The following is a 17,272-nucleotide window of genomic DNA, read 5'->3' on the forward strand; positions in this document are numbered from 1 at the left end:
GAGGTGGTGCAGGTGACGCGGCAGGTGCGGGAGCTCGCGTACGACTGTGACGTGCTGGTGATCGGCGGCGGGATCGTCGGCCTGTCGACGGCGTATGCGATCACGCATGCCGCACCGGGCACGCGGGTGACGGTGCTGGAGAAGGAGGCCGGCCCGGCCCGCCACCAGACGGGGCGCAACAGCGGGGTGATCCACAGCGGGATCTACTACCGGCCCGGCACGCTCAAGGCACGGTATGCCGTGCGGGGCGCCGCCGAGATGATCAAGTTCTGCGCGGAGTACGACATCCCGCACGCCGTCACCGGAAAGCTGATCGTCGCGACCGACCGGGCCGAGCTGCCGCGGCTGCACGCGCTCGTGCAGCGCGGCCGGGAGAACGGCATTCCGGTGCGGGAACTGGGCGCCGCCCAGATCGCGGAGTACGAACCGGAGGTGCGCGGACTCGCCGCGATACACGTCGGGACGACGGGCGTGTGCGACTTCGCCGGGGTCGCGCGGCAGCTGGGTGAGGCGTCCGGGGCGGAGATCCGGTACGGGGCGCGGGTCGTACGGGTGGACCGGCGGCCGGAGCTGGGGGTGGCCGTCCGGACCGCGGGCGGGGACGTCGTGCGGGGCCGGGTGCTGGTGAACTGTGCCGGGCTGTACTGCGACGACATCGCGCGGATGACCGGGGACGAGCCGGGGATGCGGATCGTGCCGTTCCGGGGGGAGTACTACTCGCTGGCGCGGCCCTCGCTGGTGCGGGGGCTGGTGTATCCGGTGCCGGATCCGGCGTTTCCGTTCCTCGGGGTGCATCTCACGCGCGGGATCGACGGGGGCGTGCACATCGGGCCCAACGCGGTGCCGGCGCTGGCTCGGGAGGGCTACGGCTGGGGTGTGGTGCGGCCGCGGGAGGTGGCCGGGACGCTCGGGTGGCCCGGCGTGTGGCGGATGGCTCGGCGGCACTGGCGGTACGGGGCGGGGGAACTGCGGCGGTCGGTGTCGAAGCGGGCGTTCGTCGAGGCGGTGCGGCGGTTGGTGCCGGGGGTCGAGGAGGAGGACCTGGTGCCCGCGGCTGCGGGGGTGCGGGCACAGGCGGTGCTTCGGGACGGTGTTCTGGCGGACGACTTCCTGATCCGGGAGGGGGCGCGGGCGGTGCACGTGCTGAACGCGCCTTCGCCTGCGGCGACGGCTTCCCTGCCGGTGGGCCGGGAGGTGGCTCGGCGGGCGTTGGCGGCGCTGGCGTCCGCGTGACGGGTGCCCGGCGATGGGCCGGCCGCCGGGCTGTTTTCTCGCCCCCGCCGCCCCTACCCGTCCCGTCCCTGGGGGCTGCGCCCCCAGACCCCCGCTTCGGCCCGAAGGGCCTCGTCCTCAAACGCCGGACGGGCTGAAAGATCCGGCTCGGACGGGACGTAAAATTGGTCGCACTGTGTCTGAGTCCCTCGATGTTTCCGAAGCCCGCCGGCCCGCCGACCACACGCCCGGTGTGGCCGTCCGGCATGTTCGCGCCAAGGGGGAGCCACGGTTTCCCGATGGGCCGAGCGCTGATCCGGCGGGGTCGCACTTCGAGCGGCGGATCCGGAGTTTCCAGCCTCGGCGGAGCCGGGTGACGGCGGGGCAGGCGGACGCGTTGCAGCGGCTGTGGCCCACGTGGGGCCTCGACATCGACGGACAGCGCGTCCTCGATCTCACCGAGATGTTCGGGAACGGCAATCCCGTCGTCCTGGAGATCGGGTTCGGAATGGGCGAGGCCACGGCACAGATGGCCGGCGCCGACCCGGACACCAACATCCTCGCCGTCGACGTACACACTCCGGGGCAGGGAAACCTGCTCAATCTCGCCGATCAGCAGGGTCTGTCCAACGTTCGCGTCGGCAACGGCGACGCGATCATCCTGCTGCGCGAGATGCTCGCCCCCGACTCCCTCGCCGGCCTGCGCGTGTACTTCCCCGACCCGTGGCCCAAAAAGCGGCACCACAAGCGGCGGCTGATCCAGCCCGAGTTCCTCGACCTGGCCGCGACCCGGCTCGGACCGGGGGCGATCGTGCACTGTGCGACGGACTGGGAGCCGTACGCCGAGCAGATGCTCGAGGTGCTCACGGCGCACCCCGCTTTCGAGAACACGCAGCCAGAGGGCGGTTTTGCGCCGCGTCCCGAGTTCCGGCCGCTGACTCGTTTCGAGGGCCAGGGACTGGAGAAGGGTCATGTCGTGAACGACCTGCTCTTCCGGCGCGTAGAGCACGTCATAGCGCACATGGACCAACCCCCCACCGGCGCCTGAACCCCCCTCGCCTTCCTGCGGGCGGCGCCTCTGCCTCGTTAGGGTCAATGCCGTGGCCACCGTTCCTCCGTACCCGACGCACCCCAGTGATCCGACCGGCGGAGCACTGCGGCACGCGCACTGGTGGCAGAAGAAGTGGGTGCGTTACGGCGCACTGAGCACACTGCTCGCGCTCTCCGGGCTCGTCATCCTCGCCCTGGTCCGCGAACAGACCGGCACGGAAGGGTTCCTGGTCGGCCTCGGGCTCGCCGTTCTGCCCGTCCCGCTCCTCATAGCCGCCTTCCGGTGGCTCGACCGGGTCGAGCCGGGCCCCTGGCGAAACCTGCTGTTCTGCTTCGCCTGGGGGGCCTGCGCGGCGGCGCTGATAGCGATCATCGCCAACAGTTTCGCGACCAGATGGATAGCGACGGCCACCGCGGATCCGTCCAGCGCGGACACTCTCGGCGCGACCGTCATAGCGCCCGTGGTGGAGGAATCGGCCAAAGCGGCGGCCGTCCTCCTCGTCTTCCTCTTCCGGCGACGCGACTTCACCGGGATCGTCGACGGGGTGGTGATCGCCGGAGTCACCGCCACCGGGTTCGCCTTCACCGAGAACATCCTCTACCTCGGCACGGCCTTCGGCACCGACCAGCTCACCGGTGACACCGGCATCGCCTCCGTCACCGCGGCGACCTTCTTCGTACGCGTCATCATGTCGCCGTTCGCCCACCCCCTCTTCACGGTCCTCACCGGCATCGGCTTCGGCATCTCCGCCCTCTCGGCGGAACGCCACCACCTGCGGCGCGTCCTGCTGCCACTGTCCGGGCTGCTGCTCGCGATGGGCATGCACGCGATCTGGAACGGCTCCTCGACGTTCGGCGAGTACGGCTTCTTCGCGGTCTACGCGGCGTTCATGGTGCCCGCGTTCGGGCTGCTGACCTGGCTCGTCATCTGGACCAGGCAACGTGAGCTGAAGACCGTAAGGGAAGAGCTGCCGGCGTACACCGTGGCGGGCTGGCTGACGCCGGCCGAGCCGTACGCGCTCGGCTCGATGCGGGCACGGCGGCTGGCCCGCGAGTACGCCCGCCGGCACTTCGGGCGGCCCGCGGCCCGAGCGGTGGCGGAGTACGAGGCGTACGCGACCTCGCTGGCGTTCCTCCGGCATCGGGGACGCCGCGGGCGGGCGGAGGCCGACTTCGCGGCCCGTGAGCGGGAGTTGCTGGCCGAGCTGTGGTGGCGCCGGGACGTGGCACGTCCCGCGCTGGACCACGCGGCGCGGACGACGGCACCGCCGGTGGCGGTGACAGCGCCGCCGTGGCCGGTGTACGGGGTGTACGGGTACCCGGCGGCTCCATATCCCGCCTACAACTCCTACAACCCGTACCGGACGTAGCCGAAGAGGAAGCAGCAGCCACCCGAAGAAGGCATCAGACCGCCGCCGCCTCCGTCAGCCGCGCGACCTCCTGCCCCGTCAGGTCGAGCTCCGCCACGCCCACCAGCGCCGGCAACTGCTCGACCGTACGCGCGGACGCGATCGGCGCCGCCACCGTCGGCTGGGCGGCCAGCCAGGCGAGGGCGACCGTGGCGACCGGGACGTCGTGGGACTGGGCGATCTCGTCGAGGGCGGTGAGGACCTTCTGACCGCGCTCGGTGTCGAGGTGCTGGGCGGCGCCGCCTGCTCGCGGGCTGTCGACCGTCGTGCCGGGCCGGTACTTGCCGGTGAGGAAGCCGGAGGCGAGGGCGGAGTACGGAACGGTGGCGAGGCCGAAGCGCTCGGCCAGCTCCTGGACTTCGCCCTCGTACGTGTCGCGCGAGACGAGGTTGTACTGGGGCTGGAGGGCCACATAGTGCGCCAGGCCCTCCCTCTCGGAGAAGTCGAGGGACGCCTCGAGCCGCTCCGCGGAGATGTTGGAGGCGGCGATGTGCCGCACCTTGCCCGCCTTCACCAGCTCGTCGAGCGCGCCGATGATCTCCTCCACCGGCACTTCCGGCTTGTCGAAGTGGGTGTAGTAGAGGTCGATGTAGTCGGTGCCGAGGCGACGCAGGGACGCGTCGGCGGCGGCCTTGATGTTGGCGGCGCCCAGACCCGGGTACTCGTGGTGCTGGCTCACCTTGGTGGCGATCACCATGTCGGCACGGTTGCCGCGCGCCTTGGCCCACCTGCCGATGATGGTCTCGGACTCGCCGCCCCGGTGGCCCTCGGCCCACTGCGAGTAGGAGTCGGCGGTGTCGACGAAGTTGCCGCCCGCGGCGGTGTACGCGTCGAGGACGGCGAAGGAGGCCGCCTCGTCGGCGGTCCAGCCGAAGACGTTGCCGCCGAGGCAGAGCGGGAAGACGTCGAGGTCGGAGGAGCCGAGCCGGCGAAGCGAAGGAGAGGAAGGGGTCATGCTCCGTGTCAACGAGCCTGCTGGAGCCCGCCATTCCAGAACACCGGCAAAGACCCCGCAAACACCGGACCGGCAGCCCTGACGCCGGGAAGGAGCGCCGTCAGGACCACCGGGATTCAGTGCAGGACGGACCTCAGGGGTTGAGGCCCTTGCTCCGCAGCCAGGCCATCGGGTCGATGCCGCTGCCGGCACCGCCGGAGTGGACCTCGAGGTGCAGGTGCGCCCCGGTCACGTTCCCCGTCGCGCCGACGCGCCCGATGACGTCACCGGTGTTGACCTTCTGGCCCACGCTGACGCTGATCGACGACTGGTGGGCGTACCAGACCTCGGTGCCGTCATCGAGGGTGAGCACGGTCTTGTAGCCGTACGACCCGTCCCAGCCGGCCTGCGTGATCGTGCCGGTGTGGACGGCCTTGATGAGGGTGCCCGTGGGCGCGGCGAAGTCGAGGCCGGTGTGGTAGCCGGACGACCAGAGCGAGCCGGCCTGACCGAAGGTGGAGGTGACGGTGTACGAGGAGGTCGGCAGCGCGTACTGCTTGGCCAGCTCGGCCAGTCGCTCGGCCTCGGCCTTCCTCTCGGCCTCTTCCTCCGCCTTCTGCTTGGCGGCGGCGGCCTTGGCCTTGGCCTCCTTCTCCGCCTCGGCGGCCGCGTCGGCGGCAGCCTTCTCGGCGGCGGCCACCGCGTCGGCGGCGGCCTTGCTCTCGATCTGGTCCTGCTGCTGCTCGGCCTGGGCCAGGATCCGGGCGCGCAGCGACTCGCCGGCGTCGGCGGTGCCCTGCTCGGTGTCGGCCGAGGCCACGGCGACGCTGCTGAGCGGGGTGGCGGAGCCCTCGGCGGCGTCCGAGTCGTCGGAGATGAGGGAGCCCACGTTGGGCAGGTCGGGCATGGAGATCGACACCGGCGGCTTGCCGGTCTGTGCGCTGGCCATGCCGCCCGCGCCGACAGCGGCTATGACGCCGACGCCGAGGACGGTGGAGCTGCGGGCGAGTCCGCCGCGCTGCTTGGCGACACGATGCCGGCCACGTACGGATCGGATGGACTCCTCGGTGGGATTCCACTCCGTCCAGGGACCCTCGTCGCTGCGGTACTCGCCGTAGCCGAAGGTCTCGCTGTCACGCTGGCTCGGCACGAACGGGGCCTCTGGAGCAGGCCGGTTTGACGCCACGTGGGCGTACTCCTTTCCTTCCTTCTCGCCTACCGGGTTAGCTGACGGGTTCGGAGCAGGAAGGTCTCCTACGCGCGTATACCGCCCGTGAGTTCACGGTGGCATCCGCGCGATTCACCCCAAGTGGTGGTTCCCCGGTTCCCTTGCGGAATTCGGCGCGTGCGCACGGAGCCGACTCTTGTGACGGCTGGGACGACCGCGCTGCGTTATCGAACGTTAATAGACCCGGGGCCTGGATTCCAAGCTGTTCCTCTTGATCATTAACCTTTCCGCCCAGGACTTACGTCCCATGACCGGCGAAAATCGGGCGAGTTGACCAGGACTCAGCAACCCCACAGCTATTGACGGTATGTCAGCTGTAATGCGGAGGGCGGTCGCCCGGTCACCGCTCGCAACAACGAAACTCCCACGCAACCCACGCAAACACCGAGGGCCGGAACCCATTTCTGGATTCCGGCCCTCGGCCTTCAGTAGCGGGGACAGGATTTGAACCTGCGACCTCTGGGTTATGAGCCCAGCGAGCTACCGAGCTGCTCCACCCCGCGTCGTTGTGTCTCCACTGTACGCCATCCGGAGGGCAGAAGTCGCATCGGGCTCCAGCCACCCCGCCCCGCCCACCTGCGGGAGGACGCTCCCGCAGCCGCGTACGGCGGCAAGGGGCCGTGTCTGGGGGTGTCCGCCCGCAGCGGTTGGCGCGTCAACACCGGCACCTCGATGGCCAACCGATTCCGCGCCGTTCCGAGGACGGACACCCCCCGACACGGCCCCGACCCCCCTGACCACAAGGCGCACAGCGCACCTGCAGCCCTCCTGGTCGCGGCATCAGCCGAGCAGATGCAGATTCGGCGCCTGGGCCCGCCCCTCGAACTCGGGAAGCACCACCACCTCCACACCCTCGGCCGCCAGCACCCCGCTCCCGTCGGCCTCCGCGACAAACGTGTCCGGCTCCCGCCAAGCGGTCACCACCCGCCGCACCCCCGCCTCGAGGATCAACCGCGCACACGGCGCCGGCCGCGACGCCCGCCGCGCACACGGCTCCAGGCTGCTGTACACCGTCGCGGCCGTCAGCCGGGGATCACCCGGCGCGATCTTCGCCAGCGCCGCCTCCTCCGCGTGGACGACAGGGTCGTCCCCCTCCCGGGAGTGGCCGCGCGCCAGCTCGGTCCCGTCGGCCGCCACCACCACCGCCCCCACGCTGAACGCCGTACGCGAGGGCGGACACGCGGCCGCCAGTTCGCAGGCGAGAGCCAGCCAGTGATGGTCGGCGGCGGAGGGGAACCGCCCACCCGGTGCCGTCGGCTCGTAGCGCATCAGCACCACGTCGCCCACCGGCCGGGTCTCGACCAGCCGGAGGCGTCCGCCCTGGTAGGGGCCGGGCCCGAACAGACGAGGCGCGTCCGGATCACCCACGAACAGGGGGGCCAGCACGAGCTGGAGTTCGTCGGCGAGCCCCTGCCGCAGCAGCTGGGTGTGGATCTGCCCGCCACCCTCGACCATGAGACGCCGCACGCCACGCACCTCGTAGAGGTGCTCGAGCAACCGCGGCCAGTCGAGTTCGGCACCGAGCGGCACGACATCCGCCGCCGGCCCCACCGCACGGGCCCGTGCGGCGCCCTTCTCCGTCGTGTAGACGATCTTCTCGCCGCCCGTGTGCCAGAAGTTCGCGGCCGGATCAAGGTCCCCCGACCCGCTGACCGTGACCTTCAGCGGATACTCCGGCTTGCCCGCGGCGACCCGCGCGGCCCGCCGCTCCGCCGAGTTGACCAGCAGCCGCGGATTGTCGGCTCGGATGGTCCCCGCCCCGACCAGGATCGCGTCGACGGACGCGCGCACCTCGTCGACCCGGTCGAAGTCGGCCGGGCCGGAGAGCAGCAGGCGGTCGGGGCCGGTGTCGTCCAGGTAGCCGTCGAGGGAGACGGCGGCGGAGAGGAGGACGTACGGGTGGGGCATCGGCGCGGTCCCTCTCGAAGGCGGCGGCACGGCACTCTTGGTTCAAGTTTGAAGCAAACCTACACTGGGGGCATGACGACTCGCTGGCTCACGCCGAAGGAGCAGCGCGCCTGGCGCGCGTACATCGCCGCGACGCAACTCCTGGAGGACGCGATCGACCGGCAGCTCCAGCAGGAGGCCGGCATGCCGCACCTCTACTACACCATCCTGGCGTACCTCTCCGAGGTGCCCGAGCGCCGGCTGCGCATGACCGATCTCGCCGAGCGGCTGAAGATCACCCGCAGCCGGCTGACGTACGCGGTGACCCGCCTGGAGAAGGACGGGCTGCTGCGGCGCGAGGACTGCCGCTGGGACAAGCGCGGAAGCGTGGCGGTCCTGACCGACGAGGGCATGGCGGTGCTGGAGCAGACCGCGCCGGGTCACGTCGAGACGGTCCGCGCCTCCCTCTTCGACCGGCTCACCGAGGAGCAGGTGGACCAGCTCGAGGAGATCTGCACCGGGATCGCGCAGGGTTTGCAGGACGACGGTTCCAGGTCCGCGCCGGACGACGTCCCGTGGCGCCGGCGCTCCTCGCCCTCCTGTTCGTGAGCCGCACCACAAACTGATTGCTTCAAATTTAAAGCATGCTGTAGGGTCCGTGATCGTGGATCTGATTCAAATCTGAAGCAGATGCTGCGCCTCTGATCCCCGGACCCGGGAGAACCCGCATGCCCGACTTCCCCGCCGCCACCCTCCGCTCCCGCGTCCGCGTACCGCTGCGCTTCCACGACGGCTACGGCGTCGACGCCGAACTGGTCACCTTCCACGGCCTGGTGGACGGCCAGGAGCACGTGGCGATCATCCTCGGCGACCCGGCAACGGCGACCACCCCCGGCACCACCTCTGCCCCCCTCACCACCGCCCCCCTCACCCCCGCCACCCCCCTCGTCCGCCTGCACTCCGAGTGCCTGACCGGCGACGTCTTCGGCTCGGCCCGCTGCGACTGCGGACCGCAACTGCGCGAGGCGGTCGAGCGCATCGCCGACCGCGGCGGCGTCCTGCTCTACCTCCGCCAGGAGGGCCGCGGCATCGGCCTCTACAACAAGCTCGACGCGTACGCCCTCCAGGACCAGGGCCTCGACACGTACGCCGCCAACACCGCGCTGGGTCTGCCCGAGGACGCCCGCGACTACACGGCGGCGGCCCAGATGCTCCAGGCCCTCGGGATCAGCGGCCTCGACCTGCTCTCCAACAACCCGGACAAGGCAGGGCAGTTGCGCGAGCTCGGTATCGACGTCCGCGACCGCGTTCCGACCGGCGTCTTCCAGACCGCGCACAACGTCCGGTACCTGCGCGCGAAGGTGCTCCAGACGCAGCACACGCTGCCGCTGGGAGAGCTGACGGGACTGCACGCGGGCTGACGGTGTGGCGGGCTGCACCGCTTCGGACGGAGCGCACGCTCGCCCTGGGCGGTCACCACACGCACGGCAGCTCCACCTCGATCGCAGTCGGTCCTCCGACGGGGCTGGTGACCTCGAACGTCCCGTCGAGCGCCGCGACCCGCCGGCGCATGCCGAGCAGCCCCGAGCCGGCGAACTCGTCGGCGCCGCCCGGGCCCTCGTCGCGTACGCGCACGGTCAGACCGCGCCGGGTACGGGCGAGACGGACCTCGGCCCGGGGCGAGCCGCTGTACTTGGCGGCGTTGGTCAGCGACTCGGCGACGACGAAGTAGGCGGCGGCCTCCACGGCCGCGGGCGCGCGCACGCCCTCCTCCAGGCCGCCGTCGTCCACGGACACGGCCAGAGGGCTGCTCGCGGCCAGCGCCCGCACGGCGCCGACCAGGCCGCGGTCGGTGAGGATCGGCGGGTGGATGCCGCGTACGACGTGCCGCAGCTCGGCGAGTGCCGCTTCGGCCTGGCCCTGGGCGTCGTCCAGCAGTTTGCGGGCGGCGTCGGGATCACGGTCGTAGGCCCGCTTGGCGAGCCCGATCCGCATCGACAGGGCGACGAGCCGCGCCTGCGTGCCGTCGTGCAGGTCCCGCTCGATGCGGCGCAGTTCGGCGCCGTGCGCGGCGATCGCGTCGGCCCGGGTCTCCTTCAGCTCCTCCACGCGCGCGGCGAGCTGCGCCTTCGGGGACGGCATGAGCACGACGGCCGACAGGCCGGCCTCGGTGTCCGCGAGCCGGACGATCAACGGCAGCACGACCGCAGGCCGCCGCAGCAGTCCGCACCACACGCCGTCGACGACGAGTCCGACGGGCCACAGCGGCAGCGCGAGGAAGACGAGGGCGCCGTAGAAGTAGTAGGCGGTCATCCAGCGCAGGTCGGTGTGCGTACCGGGGTCGCGTACGGCGATCCGCAGCCGCTCGCGCAGCGTCCCGGTCATGCTCTGGTACGCCTCGGGGATCCGCTGCCCCGTCCAGGCGGTGGTCAGTCCCCGCTTGGCGCCGGCGATCCGCCGGATCAGCAGCACCGTCTCGGGCAGCATCCAGGCGCCGACCACCGCGAGCGTGCCGACGGCGGTGATCAGCAGCACGGTGATGAAGATCCACACGCCGAACGCCATCGCCGCGGCCACGACCAGATGCAGGGTGGCCCACGCGGCCCGCTGGACCGTTTTCCCCATGCGGTCACGCTAGATGACCGGGCCGGGACGGGGCGGGCGAGCAGGCACCCGGACCGGGGTGGAGCGGGCCACACCACGGGCCCGCGGAAGGCATGATGACCCCCGGCACATCACGGCCCTGGGGGACCATGAACACCCGCATCACCGCCGCCGCACTCCGCGCGGTCGGCGCCACCGCGCTGCTCGCGCTCACCGCGTGCACGTCAGCCGACAACGACGACAAGGCGACGAACCCGGCACCGAACACACCGAACACACGTAACACGGCAACCAAAGCGACCACGCCGAAGCCGACGAGCCCCGCGACCACTGATGCGGCCGGCATCCCGCCCGAGCCGATCGGGGCGGCCCGTGTCCGGTTGCTCAGGGCGCTCGCCGCGGCCAACCCTCGGATCGTGAAGTACGAGGACAAGGCCGTGGACGCCGCCCGCGACCAGTGCGGCGCGGTCAACGCAGGCGCCCGGCGACTCGACCGGTCGGCCTCGCAGCGCTTCACGTACGAGGACGTCACGACCACCGAGACCCAGGGCAGGCAGATCAACGACGCCCTCAAGGGCCTCGGCTTCTGCGAGGTCTGACCGTGCCACCGCGTCCGCGGCCACGGCATGATCGGGGCATGGCCTGCCGGGGACGACGTGAGGGGTGCTGGGACCGTGAGTGAACACGCGGGGATTTCGACGGCGAAGGAGGCCGCGCAGCACGAGCTGGTCCTGGCTTTCGGACGGTTGCAGGGGGCGGCCAACCGGCTGGAGTACATCCTGGGGCGCGCCCTTGAGGTGGAGTGCGGGATCAGCCATCTGGTGTACGAGGTGCTGCTGATCCTGGGGCGGGCGGCCGAGCCGGGTCTGTCGATGCGGGCCATCGCCCAGGAGCAGGTGCTGACCACGGGCGGGGCCACGCGGCTGGTGGACCGTATGGAGGCGGCGGGGCTGGTGGAACGGGTCGAGGATCCCGGCGACCGGCGCGGGCGGCTGGTGCGGCTGACCGTCCTGGGGGAGGAGACCGTGGTGGGGGCCTCCCAGGTGCACGTGGAGAACATCAAGCGGTACTTCCTGGAGCCGCTGCCCGAGGCGGACCGGGAGCGGTTCGCGGAGGATCTGCGCATCCTGAGCCACTCGGCGCGGGACATGCTGCCCCGGCTGCCCTGAGCTGCGGCCGGGCGCGACGCCTGATCCAATGACACCGGCGCCACGGCTGTGGCACCCGTCACACACCATGGCCTCCGCCTTCGGAAATATCTGACACAGCAGATATTGTTTTGTCAGATGAATCGCTCGCGTTGGGCGGGCGCCACACCCTGTCTGTCGAGGTCTCCGATGCAGCTCGTCTACGTTTTCGACGCCTATTGCGGCTGGTCGCACGGTTTCTCGGACACCCTGCGCGAGACCGTCTCCCGTCACCCGGAGCTGCCGGTCGAGGTGGTCTCGGGCGGCCTCTTCACCGGGGAGCGCCGGGTCCCGATGAGCGCGTTCGGCTACGTGCGGGGCGCGAACGACCAGATCGCCGAGCTGACCGGGGCCGAGTTCGGTGCGGGCTACCAGCGCCTGCTGGCCGAAGGGTCCTTCGTGATGGACTCCGAGGCCGCCGCACGCGGCGTCGCCGCCCTGCGCGAAGCCGCCCCCGACCAGGCGGTGGAACTGGCCACGGCCCTGCAGCGTGCCTTCTACGTCGACGGGCGCAGCCTGTCGTACCCGGCCACCTACCGACAGCTGGCCGAGGCGTCCGGGCTCGACGCCGACGCCGTGGTCGCCGCGTTCGAGGCACCCGAGACGCGGGCCGCGGCCAGGGCGGACTTCCGCCGCGCCGCCGCGCTCGGCGTCACCGGCTTCCCCACCCTCCTCGCCGTCGACGGCGACCGCGTCACCGTCCTGGCCCGCGGCCACGCCACCGCGGACGAGATCGACCGGCGCCTGACGCCCCTGCGCACAGACGCCCCCTGACGCTCTCCCCCACCCCCCGTCCCCGTCCCCTGTCCTCCTCCACCCGTCCCCCACATCCCCCGCGAAACACGGAGCGCCCCATGAGCACGCTCGAATTCACCGTCCTCGACCTCGACTTCCCCGCCGGCAGCAAGAACAAGACCGCCACCCTCGTCACCGGCGAGCGCGAGGCACTGCTGGTCGACGCCGGCTTCACCCGGGCCGACGGCCATCGCCTGGCCGCCGCCGTCCTGGACTCCGGCAAGCAGCTGACCACCGTCTTCCTCAGCCACGGCGACCCGGACTACTACTTCGGCGCGGAAGTCCTCGCCGACGCCTTCCCCGACGCCGCCTTCGTCGCCACCCCGCAGGTCATCGAGCACATCCAGCACTCCTACGAGGGCAAGCTCAAGGCCTGGGAGGCCCTCGGGCCGAACCTGCCCACGCGTCTGGTCGACATCACCCCGCTGACCGGTGACCTCACCCTGGAGGGCCACCGCTTCGAGCTGAAGGGCGGCCCGGCCGCGCTGCCCGACCGCCACTACCTGTGGCAGGCCGAGCAGCGCGCGATCCTCGGCGGCGTGCTGCTGTTCCAGAAGGAGCACGTCTGGGTCGCCGACACGGCCGCCCCCGAGGACCGTTCCGCCTGGATCCAGCTGCTGGACGAGATGTCCGCCCTCGACCCGCGACTGGTCGTCCCCGGCCACCGCCTGCCCGGCACGGCCGCCGACGCCTCCGCCATCACCGCCACCCGCGACTACCTGCTCGCCTTCGAAGAGGAGTTCGCGACCGCGGAGGACGGCTCGGCGCTGACCGCCGCCCTCGTCAAGCGCTACCCCGACAACGGCATGCTGATCGCCGCCCAGATCGGCGCCAAGGTCGCCAAGGGCGAAATGAAGTGGGGCTGACGGCCATGACACCCACCGACAGGAACGCCACCGACTTCGCGACCTCCGCCGCCCCGGCCGACGTGGTCCGCCGCCAGTACCTCGCCTCGGCCGCCGGCGACCTCGAAGCCCTCCGCGCCACCCTCGCCCCCGACGTGGAGTGGACCGAGATGGCGGGCTTCCCCCTCGCCGGCACCTACCGCACCCCCGACGGCGTCACCGCCAACGTGATGGAACAGCTCGCCAAGGCGTGGGACAACTGGACCGCCCATGACGACACCTACGTCGTCGACGGCGAGAACGTCGTCGTCCTGGCCCGCTACACCGCCACCAACAAGTCCACCGGCAAGAACATCAACGTCCGCGTGGCCCACCACTTCGTCGTACGCGGCGGCCGCATCGTCCGCTTCGAACAGTTCGTCGACACGGCCCTGGTACGCGAGGCGATGACCGACGTCGGCTGATCGCCCCCCTCACAAACCCCGCGGCGCCCGACCCGACCGACGTCGGCTCGGGCGCCGCAGTGTTGGGTGCCAACTCAATGGCCGCCCGCAACATCACCCGTCGGTAGCACCGTGGTCGCGTACCCAGTTCTTGTGGGCATTGGACCCTTCGCGGCCAGGCGAGATCTTCAGGACAGCCTCGCCGTCGATCTGTTCAAGACTGGTGATCACGTAGGGAGAGCCGGTCTTCACCGCCAGTCGGATGCTGCCGTTGCTGAACTCCGTCACGCGAAGGGTTCGGCCACCGGAAAGAGGGACGTCCCTCTTGTCGATCTCCACGGGTTTTTCGTCTGCTGTCGCCACGACCGCCTCCTCATTGCCAGAAGACTTCTATCACCACGATCTGCGGATCCTCGGGGCGCCGCGGTCGGCGAGGGCACGAGTCGCCAGTCCATCTGCCAAGGCGGCCCCATGAGCTCATCGGTCACTGGCCGGGCGCCAACTCCCGCGCGCTGTGCCGAATCCTCGACACCTCGTCGAGAAGTGCCTTGGCCTCGGCGTAATCGGTGGCCTCTGCCGCGCGGTGTTGGAGATCGGTCACATGAGCATCGAGCTCAGGGTCGCGGGCGATCGCATACTCGCCCCACCAGCGGGCCAGGAACGCGGGCAGCGGGCTGATGTCGTAGGTGTCGGCGATGGCCCGTTTCCAGTGCTCGTCGAAGTCGGGCAGGAGTGGGGGGCGTACCGAGCGATCGCTTCACGCAGCGCCTTCGGTGTCCGCTCGGGCATGGGGGGAACGACCGGTGTCGGTTCGGCTGCGTGGACGGTCATGACCATAGCCCGGCCCTCCGACTCCGCACGGGCCGATCATGCACGGGTTCCTCGACGTCCGGTACTGGTAGGCGCAGCCCCCGGGACTCGGCGACGCGCAGGGCGTCGGTCAGGCACTCGGCGAGGCGAAGGCCGGTGTAGCGGACCTCGCTGTACGGCGACATGGGGTCGTCCAGAACGTGGCGGGCGAGGCCGAGACCATCGGCGCCCATGGCCAGTTGCGTGTCCTCCAGGTCGTCCGCGAGGCGGGACAGGTATCCGCCGCCGCTGTCCGTCACCAGATAGCAGGGCTTGCCGTCAGGGGACGGCCAGGGCAGCAGACGGGGGGACGGCGAGGTCGTCGGGTGGTCGGTGGAGTGCTCGGTGAGGTCTTCCATCAGGCGGCCACCTCCTGCGCACCGATCAGGTGCTGATCGAGGTCGATCCCGAAGTCGGCGGCGAGGACGAGGGCGAGGCGGCGGTGTTGCTGGAGGACGGCTTCCCGTTCGTGGGCGGTGAGGTAGGGGCGTACGAGGGCGGAGTCGGACCCGTCGAGGGGCGTGACGAGGCCGTACGGGGAGCGGTGGCGGGGCAACTGCGTGGGATGGGGGGAGGAGGGGCGCCGTACGACGGTGAGATGGAGGCGGGGGTAGGAGTGGCGGTGAGGGCGCCGCCGTTTCCCTGTCCCCGGGGCGAAGAGGAGGCGCAGCCATTCAAGAGTGCGGCGGATAAGGTCGTGCATGTCGACGCTCCTGGTAAGCGTTGGCCGTGCCCCGGGAGGTCTAGCCACCTCGCCGGGGTCTGTCATTTCGACCATACCGGCAACTGCGTCCCCCTGCACCCCTTTGCGTCTCTCCGCGTCCCAACGCGGTGGAACGCGTTCTGCCCCTGCGATGTGCGCTGGGCTGCGGCACCGTGGAAGGATGAGTAAGCTTCCGCGCTACGAGTACGTGAAACTCGCCGACGCCATCGCGGCGGAGATCGGGTCCGGCAAGTTGCCACAGGGGGCCGCGCTGCCGGGCGAGCGAGCCATGACAGAGCTGCACCGCGTGAGCATCGGCACCGTGCGTCGGGCCATCGTCGAGCTCCGGAAGCGAGGGCTCGTCGCCACGCTGCCCGCGAAGGGGACGTACGTCATCGGAATGCCGCAGCCGACCGGCGACGCACCCGGCGACAGCGAGCCGAACACCTGAAGCCCGGCGAGCCGCCCCGGCCAGAGGGCGTTTCGTCATGCCCATGGTCCGGATACGCTCGCCCGCATGACTACCTTCGTGCAGGTTTCTACGGCGACTGAGACGCGAGAACAGGCACTGGAACTAGCGCGATCGGTAGTGAGCGGGCGGCTCGCGGCTGGGGCCCAAATCGTGGGTCCGGTGATTTCCGCCTTCTGGCACAACGGCGAGTTCGGTACCGGCGAGGAGTGGCAGGTGCTGCTGAAGACCAGCCGGGCACGGTACGCCGCGTTGGAAGCACACCTGCTCAGGCATCATCCGTGGCAGAGTCCGGAGATCGCCGCGGTACCGATCCTGGAGGGGTCGGAGGCGTGCCTGCGGTGGATCGCCGCGAACACGGAACCCTCCGAGTAGAGGTCAGTCCATGGCCTTCTCCAGGGCCTCCGCGACCTGCGGCAGCGAGCGGTGCTCGGCGAGCATCCGCAGGACAGGGGCGAAACGCTCGCGTGGCCGCACCGAGGCGACACCGGCGGACAGGTCGAGCGCACGCCCCGTGGTTGCGGAGGCCTGCTCGACTTCGCCAGCGTGGAGGTATGAGGTGGCCAGCCAGGACAGGTACAGGCTCTTGTCGCGCGCGTGAGCGTCGTCGTACTGGGCAAGCGCCGCCTCCAGGACGGGCACCGCGCGCAGCGGGCGACGCAGCTCCGTCCAGCACCGCCCCGTCATGATCTGTAGCTCGTTGCGGTCTACCCAGGCCACCCAATCAGGCTGCGGAGAGCCGTTGACCTCAGCAAGGGCGGCCTCGGCGGCCGCCAGGGCCCGCTCCGTCTCGGCGGCCATCCCGGCAACGGCACACGCCCACGCCAGCCGCTCGTTCAGCAGCGCACGCACACCCGGCGGCGCGTCCGGACCCGCTTCGGAGACAGAGCGTGCGGCGATCTCCAACCCGGCGTGCCGGTCGCCGCTGACAGTCTGGTAGGCGAGGAAGGCGAGTGCGTTGCCCGCAAGCGCTGGATCCCCCGCGTCCACAGCCGCCCGGTGACTGTCCTCATACAGGGCGGCGGCGTCTGCATGCCTCCCCGCGTCGAACGCTGCCCAACCGGCTTGCTGTGCCTGTTCGGCGAGCACGGACAACAGGCCGCGGCCGGTCTCCTCGGTGTACCTGGCGTCGCGGATAAGCACCTTGGTGGCCTGGTACTCACTGACGTAGACGCGGTACGTGTCGCCGCCGCCAAGGATGTCGTCCAGGTGGCGCAGCCGCGCAGTGCGTTCCCGCAGACACTTGGGGAAGTCTCTTCCGATTCGGCTGCTCGGGTGAGGTCGGGCAGGCTCGCGGCCAGCCCTGCCCCGGCGGACGCCTTGAAGAACTCCCTGCGCTGCAACTCGTCTCCCTCCTCATCCGGCGCCTCCCAGGTACGCGGGGCGAGGCCCAGCATGTGCCCGGGGATGCGCAGAGCGTCGGCGATCCGCGTGATCTTTTCGAAGGTCGTGATATTGCCCTGTCCGCGTGCCAGGGCACCCACCCGCTCCGGTTTGATGTCGCACTCGGCTGCAATCTTGGAGTAGCTGATGCCCGCCTCACTGCGGGCCAGCGCGAAGACGGTGCCGAAGTCGTGGGCGGCGATAGCCGCTGTCATGTCCGTGCGCTTGAGAAGGGCGCGCGGAAGTGCCGTCAGAGGTTCGTATCCGGTCATCA

Annotated in this window: 20 protein-coding genes, 1 tRNA gene and 1 riboswitch; of the genes, 12 read left to right on the forward strand and 9 right to left on the reverse strand. The window is 70.8% G+C overall.

Translation table 11 applies throughout. From position 1 onward, the window contains the following. Positions 1 to 6: 6 nt before the first annotated feature. The 3 genes from lhgO (at position 7) to ACZ5XS_RS36155 (ending at position 3,632) form a co-directional block, all read left to right on the forward strand. Positions 7 to 1,233, forward strand: coding sequence for an L-2-hydroxyglutarate oxidase (gene lhgO, locus ACZ5XS_RS36145; RefSeq protein ID WP_468658750.1), 1,227 nt, complete (start codon positions 7 to 9; stop codon positions 1,231 to 1,233). A 175-nt stretch (positions 1,234 to 1,408) separates the two neighbouring features. Then, the gene (gene trmB, locus ACZ5XS_RS36150; RefSeq protein ID WP_468658621.1) at positions 1,409 to 2,260 is read left to right on the forward strand and encodes a tRNA (guanosine(46)-N7)-methyltransferase TrmB; all 852 of its coding nucleotides are present in this window, start codon (positions 1,409 to 1,411) and stop codon (positions 2,258 to 2,260) included. A 52-nt stretch (positions 2,261 to 2,312) separates the two neighbouring features. Then, positions 2,313 to 3,632, forward strand: coding sequence for a PrsW family intramembrane metalloprotease (locus ACZ5XS_RS36155; protein WP_468658623.1), 1,320 nt, complete (start codon positions 2,313 to 2,315; stop codon positions 3,630 to 3,632). Positions 3,633 to 3,666: 34 nt separating this feature from the next. Here ACZ5XS_RS36155 and ACZ5XS_RS36160 read toward each other — a convergent pair whose 3' ends face one another. The 4 genes from ACZ5XS_RS36160 to ACZ5XS_RS36175 all read right to left on the reverse strand — a co-directional run bounded on the left by ACZ5XS_RS36160 (position 3,667) and on the right by ACZ5XS_RS36175 (position 7,741). Further along, positions 3,667 to 4,626, reverse strand: a complete 960-nt coding sequence (locus ACZ5XS_RS36160; protein ID WP_468658625.1) for an aldo/keto reductase — start codon at positions 4,624 to 4,626, stop codon at positions 3,667 to 3,669. Between the two features lie 133 nt (positions 4,627 to 4,759). Further along, positions 4,760 to 5,791 (reverse strand): M23 family metallopeptidase, encoded by a 1,032-nt coding sequence (locus ACZ5XS_RS36165; protein ID WP_468658627.1) that lies wholly within the window; start codon positions 5,789 to 5,791, stop codon positions 4,760 to 4,762. Between the two features lie 11 nt (positions 5,792 to 5,802). Next, a riboswitch (cyclic di-AMP (ydaO/yuaA leader) is annotated at positions 5,803 to 5,959 on the reverse strand. Positions 5,960 to 6,262: 303 nt separating this feature from the next. Beyond that, positions 6,263 to 6,336: transfer RNA gene (locus ACZ5XS_RS36170), tRNA-Met, on the reverse strand. A gap of 277 nt (positions 6,337 to 6,613) precedes the next feature. Next, positions 6,614 to 7,741, reverse strand: a complete 1,128-nt coding sequence (locus ACZ5XS_RS36175; protein ID WP_468658629.1) for a dihydrofolate reductase family protein — start codon at positions 7,739 to 7,741, stop codon at positions 6,614 to 6,616. Between the two features lie 72 nt (positions 7,742 to 7,813). On the opposite strand from ACZ5XS_RS36175, the gene ACZ5XS_RS36180 reads away from it, so the two are divergent. Both ACZ5XS_RS36180 and ACZ5XS_RS36185 read left to right on the forward strand, forming a co-directional pair. Next, a complete protein-coding gene (locus ACZ5XS_RS36180; protein WP_468658631.1) occupies positions 7,814 to 8,329 on the forward strand; it encodes a MarR family winged helix-turn-helix transcriptional regulator in 516 nt (171 codons plus the stop codon). Positions 8,330 to 8,448: 119 nt separating this feature from the next. Continuing rightward, positions 8,449 to 9,141, forward strand: coding sequence for a GTP cyclohydrolase II (locus tag ACZ5XS_RS36185; RefSeq protein ID WP_468658633.1), 693 nt, complete (start codon positions 8,449 to 8,451; stop codon positions 9,139 to 9,141). A gap of 52 nt (positions 9,142 to 9,193) precedes the next feature. Here the strand turns inward: ACZ5XS_RS36185 and ACZ5XS_RS36190 are convergent, their stop codons facing one another. Next, complete coding sequence (locus ACZ5XS_RS36190) at positions 9,194 to 10,345, reverse strand: sensor histidine kinase (RefSeq protein ID WP_468658635.1); 1,152 nt, start codon at positions 10,343 to 10,345, stop codon at positions 9,194 to 9,196. Positions 10,346 to 10,473: 128 nt separating this feature from the next. Here ACZ5XS_RS36190 and ACZ5XS_RS36195 point away from each other — a divergent pair, with 128 nt between their 5' ends. The 5 genes from ACZ5XS_RS36195 to ACZ5XS_RS36215 all read left to right on the forward strand — a co-directional run bounded on the left by ACZ5XS_RS36195 (position 10,474) and on the right by ACZ5XS_RS36215 (position 13,615). Continuing rightward, positions 10,474 to 10,923, forward strand: coding sequence for a hypothetical protein (locus ACZ5XS_RS36195; RefSeq protein ID WP_468658637.1), 450 nt, complete (start codon positions 10,474 to 10,476; stop codon positions 10,921 to 10,923). A 75-nt stretch (positions 10,924 to 10,998) separates the two neighbouring features. After that, a complete protein-coding gene (locus ACZ5XS_RS36200; protein ID WP_468658638.1) occupies positions 10,999 to 11,493 on the forward strand; it encodes a MarR family winged helix-turn-helix transcriptional regulator in 495 nt (164 codons plus the stop codon). A 168-nt stretch (positions 11,494 to 11,661) separates the two neighbouring features. Continuing rightward, complete coding sequence (locus tag ACZ5XS_RS36205; RefSeq protein ID WP_468658640.1) at positions 11,662 to 12,285, forward strand: DsbA family protein; 624 nt, start codon at positions 11,662 to 11,664, stop codon at positions 12,283 to 12,285. 80 nt (positions 12,286 to 12,365) lie between these two features. Next, entirely contained in the window at positions 12,366 to 13,172 is an 807-nt protein-coding gene (locus tag ACZ5XS_RS36210) for an MBL fold metallo-hydrolase (RefSeq protein ID WP_468658642.1), read from the forward strand. A gap of 5 nt (positions 13,173 to 13,177) precedes the next feature. Continuing rightward, positions 13,178 to 13,615 carry a nuclear transport factor 2 family protein gene (locus ACZ5XS_RS36215; RefSeq protein WP_468658644.1) on the forward strand — a complete coding sequence of 146 codons (438 nt, stop codon included), beginning with the start codon at positions 13,178 to 13,180 and terminating at the stop codon, positions 13,613 to 13,615. A 93-nt stretch (positions 13,616 to 13,708) separates the two neighbouring features. On the opposite strand, the gene ACZ5XS_RS36220 is transcribed toward ACZ5XS_RS36215, so the two are convergent. From ACZ5XS_RS36220 to ACZ5XS_RS36230, 3 genes are all read right to left on the reverse strand, one after another. Next, positions 13,709 to 13,957, reverse strand: a complete 249-nt coding sequence (locus tag ACZ5XS_RS36220) for a hypothetical protein (RefSeq protein ID WP_468658646.1) — start codon at positions 13,955 to 13,957, stop codon at positions 13,709 to 13,711. Between the two features lie 464 nt (positions 13,958 to 14,421). Continuing rightward, positions 14,422 to 14,802, reverse strand: a complete 381-nt coding sequence (locus ACZ5XS_RS36225) for a hypothetical protein (RefSeq protein WP_468658648.1) — start codon at positions 14,800 to 14,802, stop codon at positions 14,422 to 14,424. Continuing rightward, entirely contained in the window at positions 14,802 to 15,146 is a 345-nt protein-coding gene (locus ACZ5XS_RS36230; RefSeq protein WP_468658650.1) for a hypothetical protein, read from the reverse strand. Before ACZ5XS_RS36230 ends, ACZ5XS_RS36225 begins: the two co-directional genes overlap by 1 nt. Before the next feature lie 181 nt (positions 15,147 to 15,327). Here ACZ5XS_RS36230 and ACZ5XS_RS36235 point away from each other — a divergent pair, with 181 nt between their 5' ends. Both ACZ5XS_RS36235 and cutA read left to right on the forward strand, forming a co-directional pair. Continuing rightward, positions 15,328 to 15,597: a GntR family transcriptional regulator gene (locus ACZ5XS_RS36235; protein ID WP_468658652.1), complete on the forward strand. Its 270-nt coding sequence runs from the start codon at positions 15,328 to 15,330 to the stop codon at positions 15,595 to 15,597. A gap of 66 nt (positions 15,598 to 15,663) precedes the next feature. After that, a complete protein-coding gene (gene cutA / locus ACZ5XS_RS36240) occupies positions 15,664 to 15,990 on the forward strand; it encodes a divalent-cation tolerance protein CutA (protein ID WP_468658654.1) in 327 nt (108 codons plus the stop codon). A gap of 3 nt (positions 15,991 to 15,993) precedes the next feature. On the opposite strand, the gene ACZ5XS_RS36245 is transcribed toward cutA, so the two are convergent. Further along, positions 15,994 to 16,758 (reverse strand): XRE family transcriptional regulator, encoded by a 765-nt coding sequence (locus ACZ5XS_RS36245; RefSeq protein WP_468658656.1) that lies wholly within the window; start codon positions 16,756 to 16,758, stop codon positions 15,994 to 15,996. Between the last annotated feature and the right edge of the window lie 514 nt (positions 16,759 to 17,272).

The organism is Streptomyces sp. NPDC033131, from assembly GCF_055578365.1.

Excerpts from the sequence above, each read along its gene's own strand:
- ACZ5XS_RS36230 (WP_468658650.1), bottom strand. The coding sequence starts at position 15,146 with ATGCACGACCTTATCCGCCGCACTCTTGAATGGCTGCGCCTCCTCTTC.
- ACZ5XS_RS36180 (WP_468658631.1), top strand. The coding sequence starts at position 7,814 with ATGACGACTCGCTGGCTCACGCCGAAGGAGCAGCGCGCCTGGCGCGCG.
- ACZ5XS_RS36175 (WP_468658629.1), bottom strand. The coding sequence starts at position 7,741 with ATGCCCCACCCGTACGTCCTCCTCTCCGCCGCCGTCTCCCTCGACGGC.
- ACZ5XS_RS36205 (WP_468658640.1), top strand. The coding sequence starts at position 11,662 with ATGCAGCTCGTCTACGTTTTCGACGCCTATTGCGGCTGGTCGCACGGT.
- ACZ5XS_RS36215 (WP_468658644.1), top strand. The coding sequence starts at position 13,178 with ATGACACCCACCGACAGGAACGCCACCGACTTCGCGACCTCCGCCGCC.
- ACZ5XS_RS36190 (WP_468658635.1), bottom strand. The coding sequence starts at position 10,345 with ATGGGGAAAACGGTCCAGCGGGCCGCGTGGGCCACCCTGCATCTGGTC.
- ACZ5XS_RS36225 (WP_468658648.1), bottom strand. The coding sequence starts at position 14,802 with ATGGAAGACCTCACCGAGCACTCCACCGACCACCCGACGACCTCGCCG.
- ACZ5XS_RS36195 (WP_468658637.1), top strand. The coding sequence starts at position 10,474 with ATGAACACCCGCATCACCGCCGCCGCACTCCGCGCGGTCGGCGCCACC.
- ACZ5XS_RS36185 (WP_468658633.1), top strand. The coding sequence starts at position 8,449 with ATGCCCGACTTCCCCGCCGCCACCCTCCGCTCCCGCGTCCGCGTACCG.
- ACZ5XS_RS36160 (WP_468658625.1), bottom strand. The coding sequence starts at position 4,626 with ATGACCCCTTCCTCTCCTTCGCTTCGCCGGCTCGGCTCCTCCGACCTC.
- ACZ5XS_RS36210 (WP_468658642.1), top strand. The coding sequence starts at position 12,366 with ATGAGCACGCTCGAATTCACCGTCCTCGACCTCGACTTCCCCGCCGGC.
- cutA (WP_468658654.1), top strand. The coding sequence starts at position 15,664 with ATGACTACCTTCGTGCAGGTTTCTACGGCGACTGAGACGCGAGAACAG.
- ACZ5XS_RS36235 (WP_468658652.1), top strand. The coding sequence starts at position 15,328 with ATGAGTAAGCTTCCGCGCTACGAGTACGTGAAACTCGCCGACGCCATC.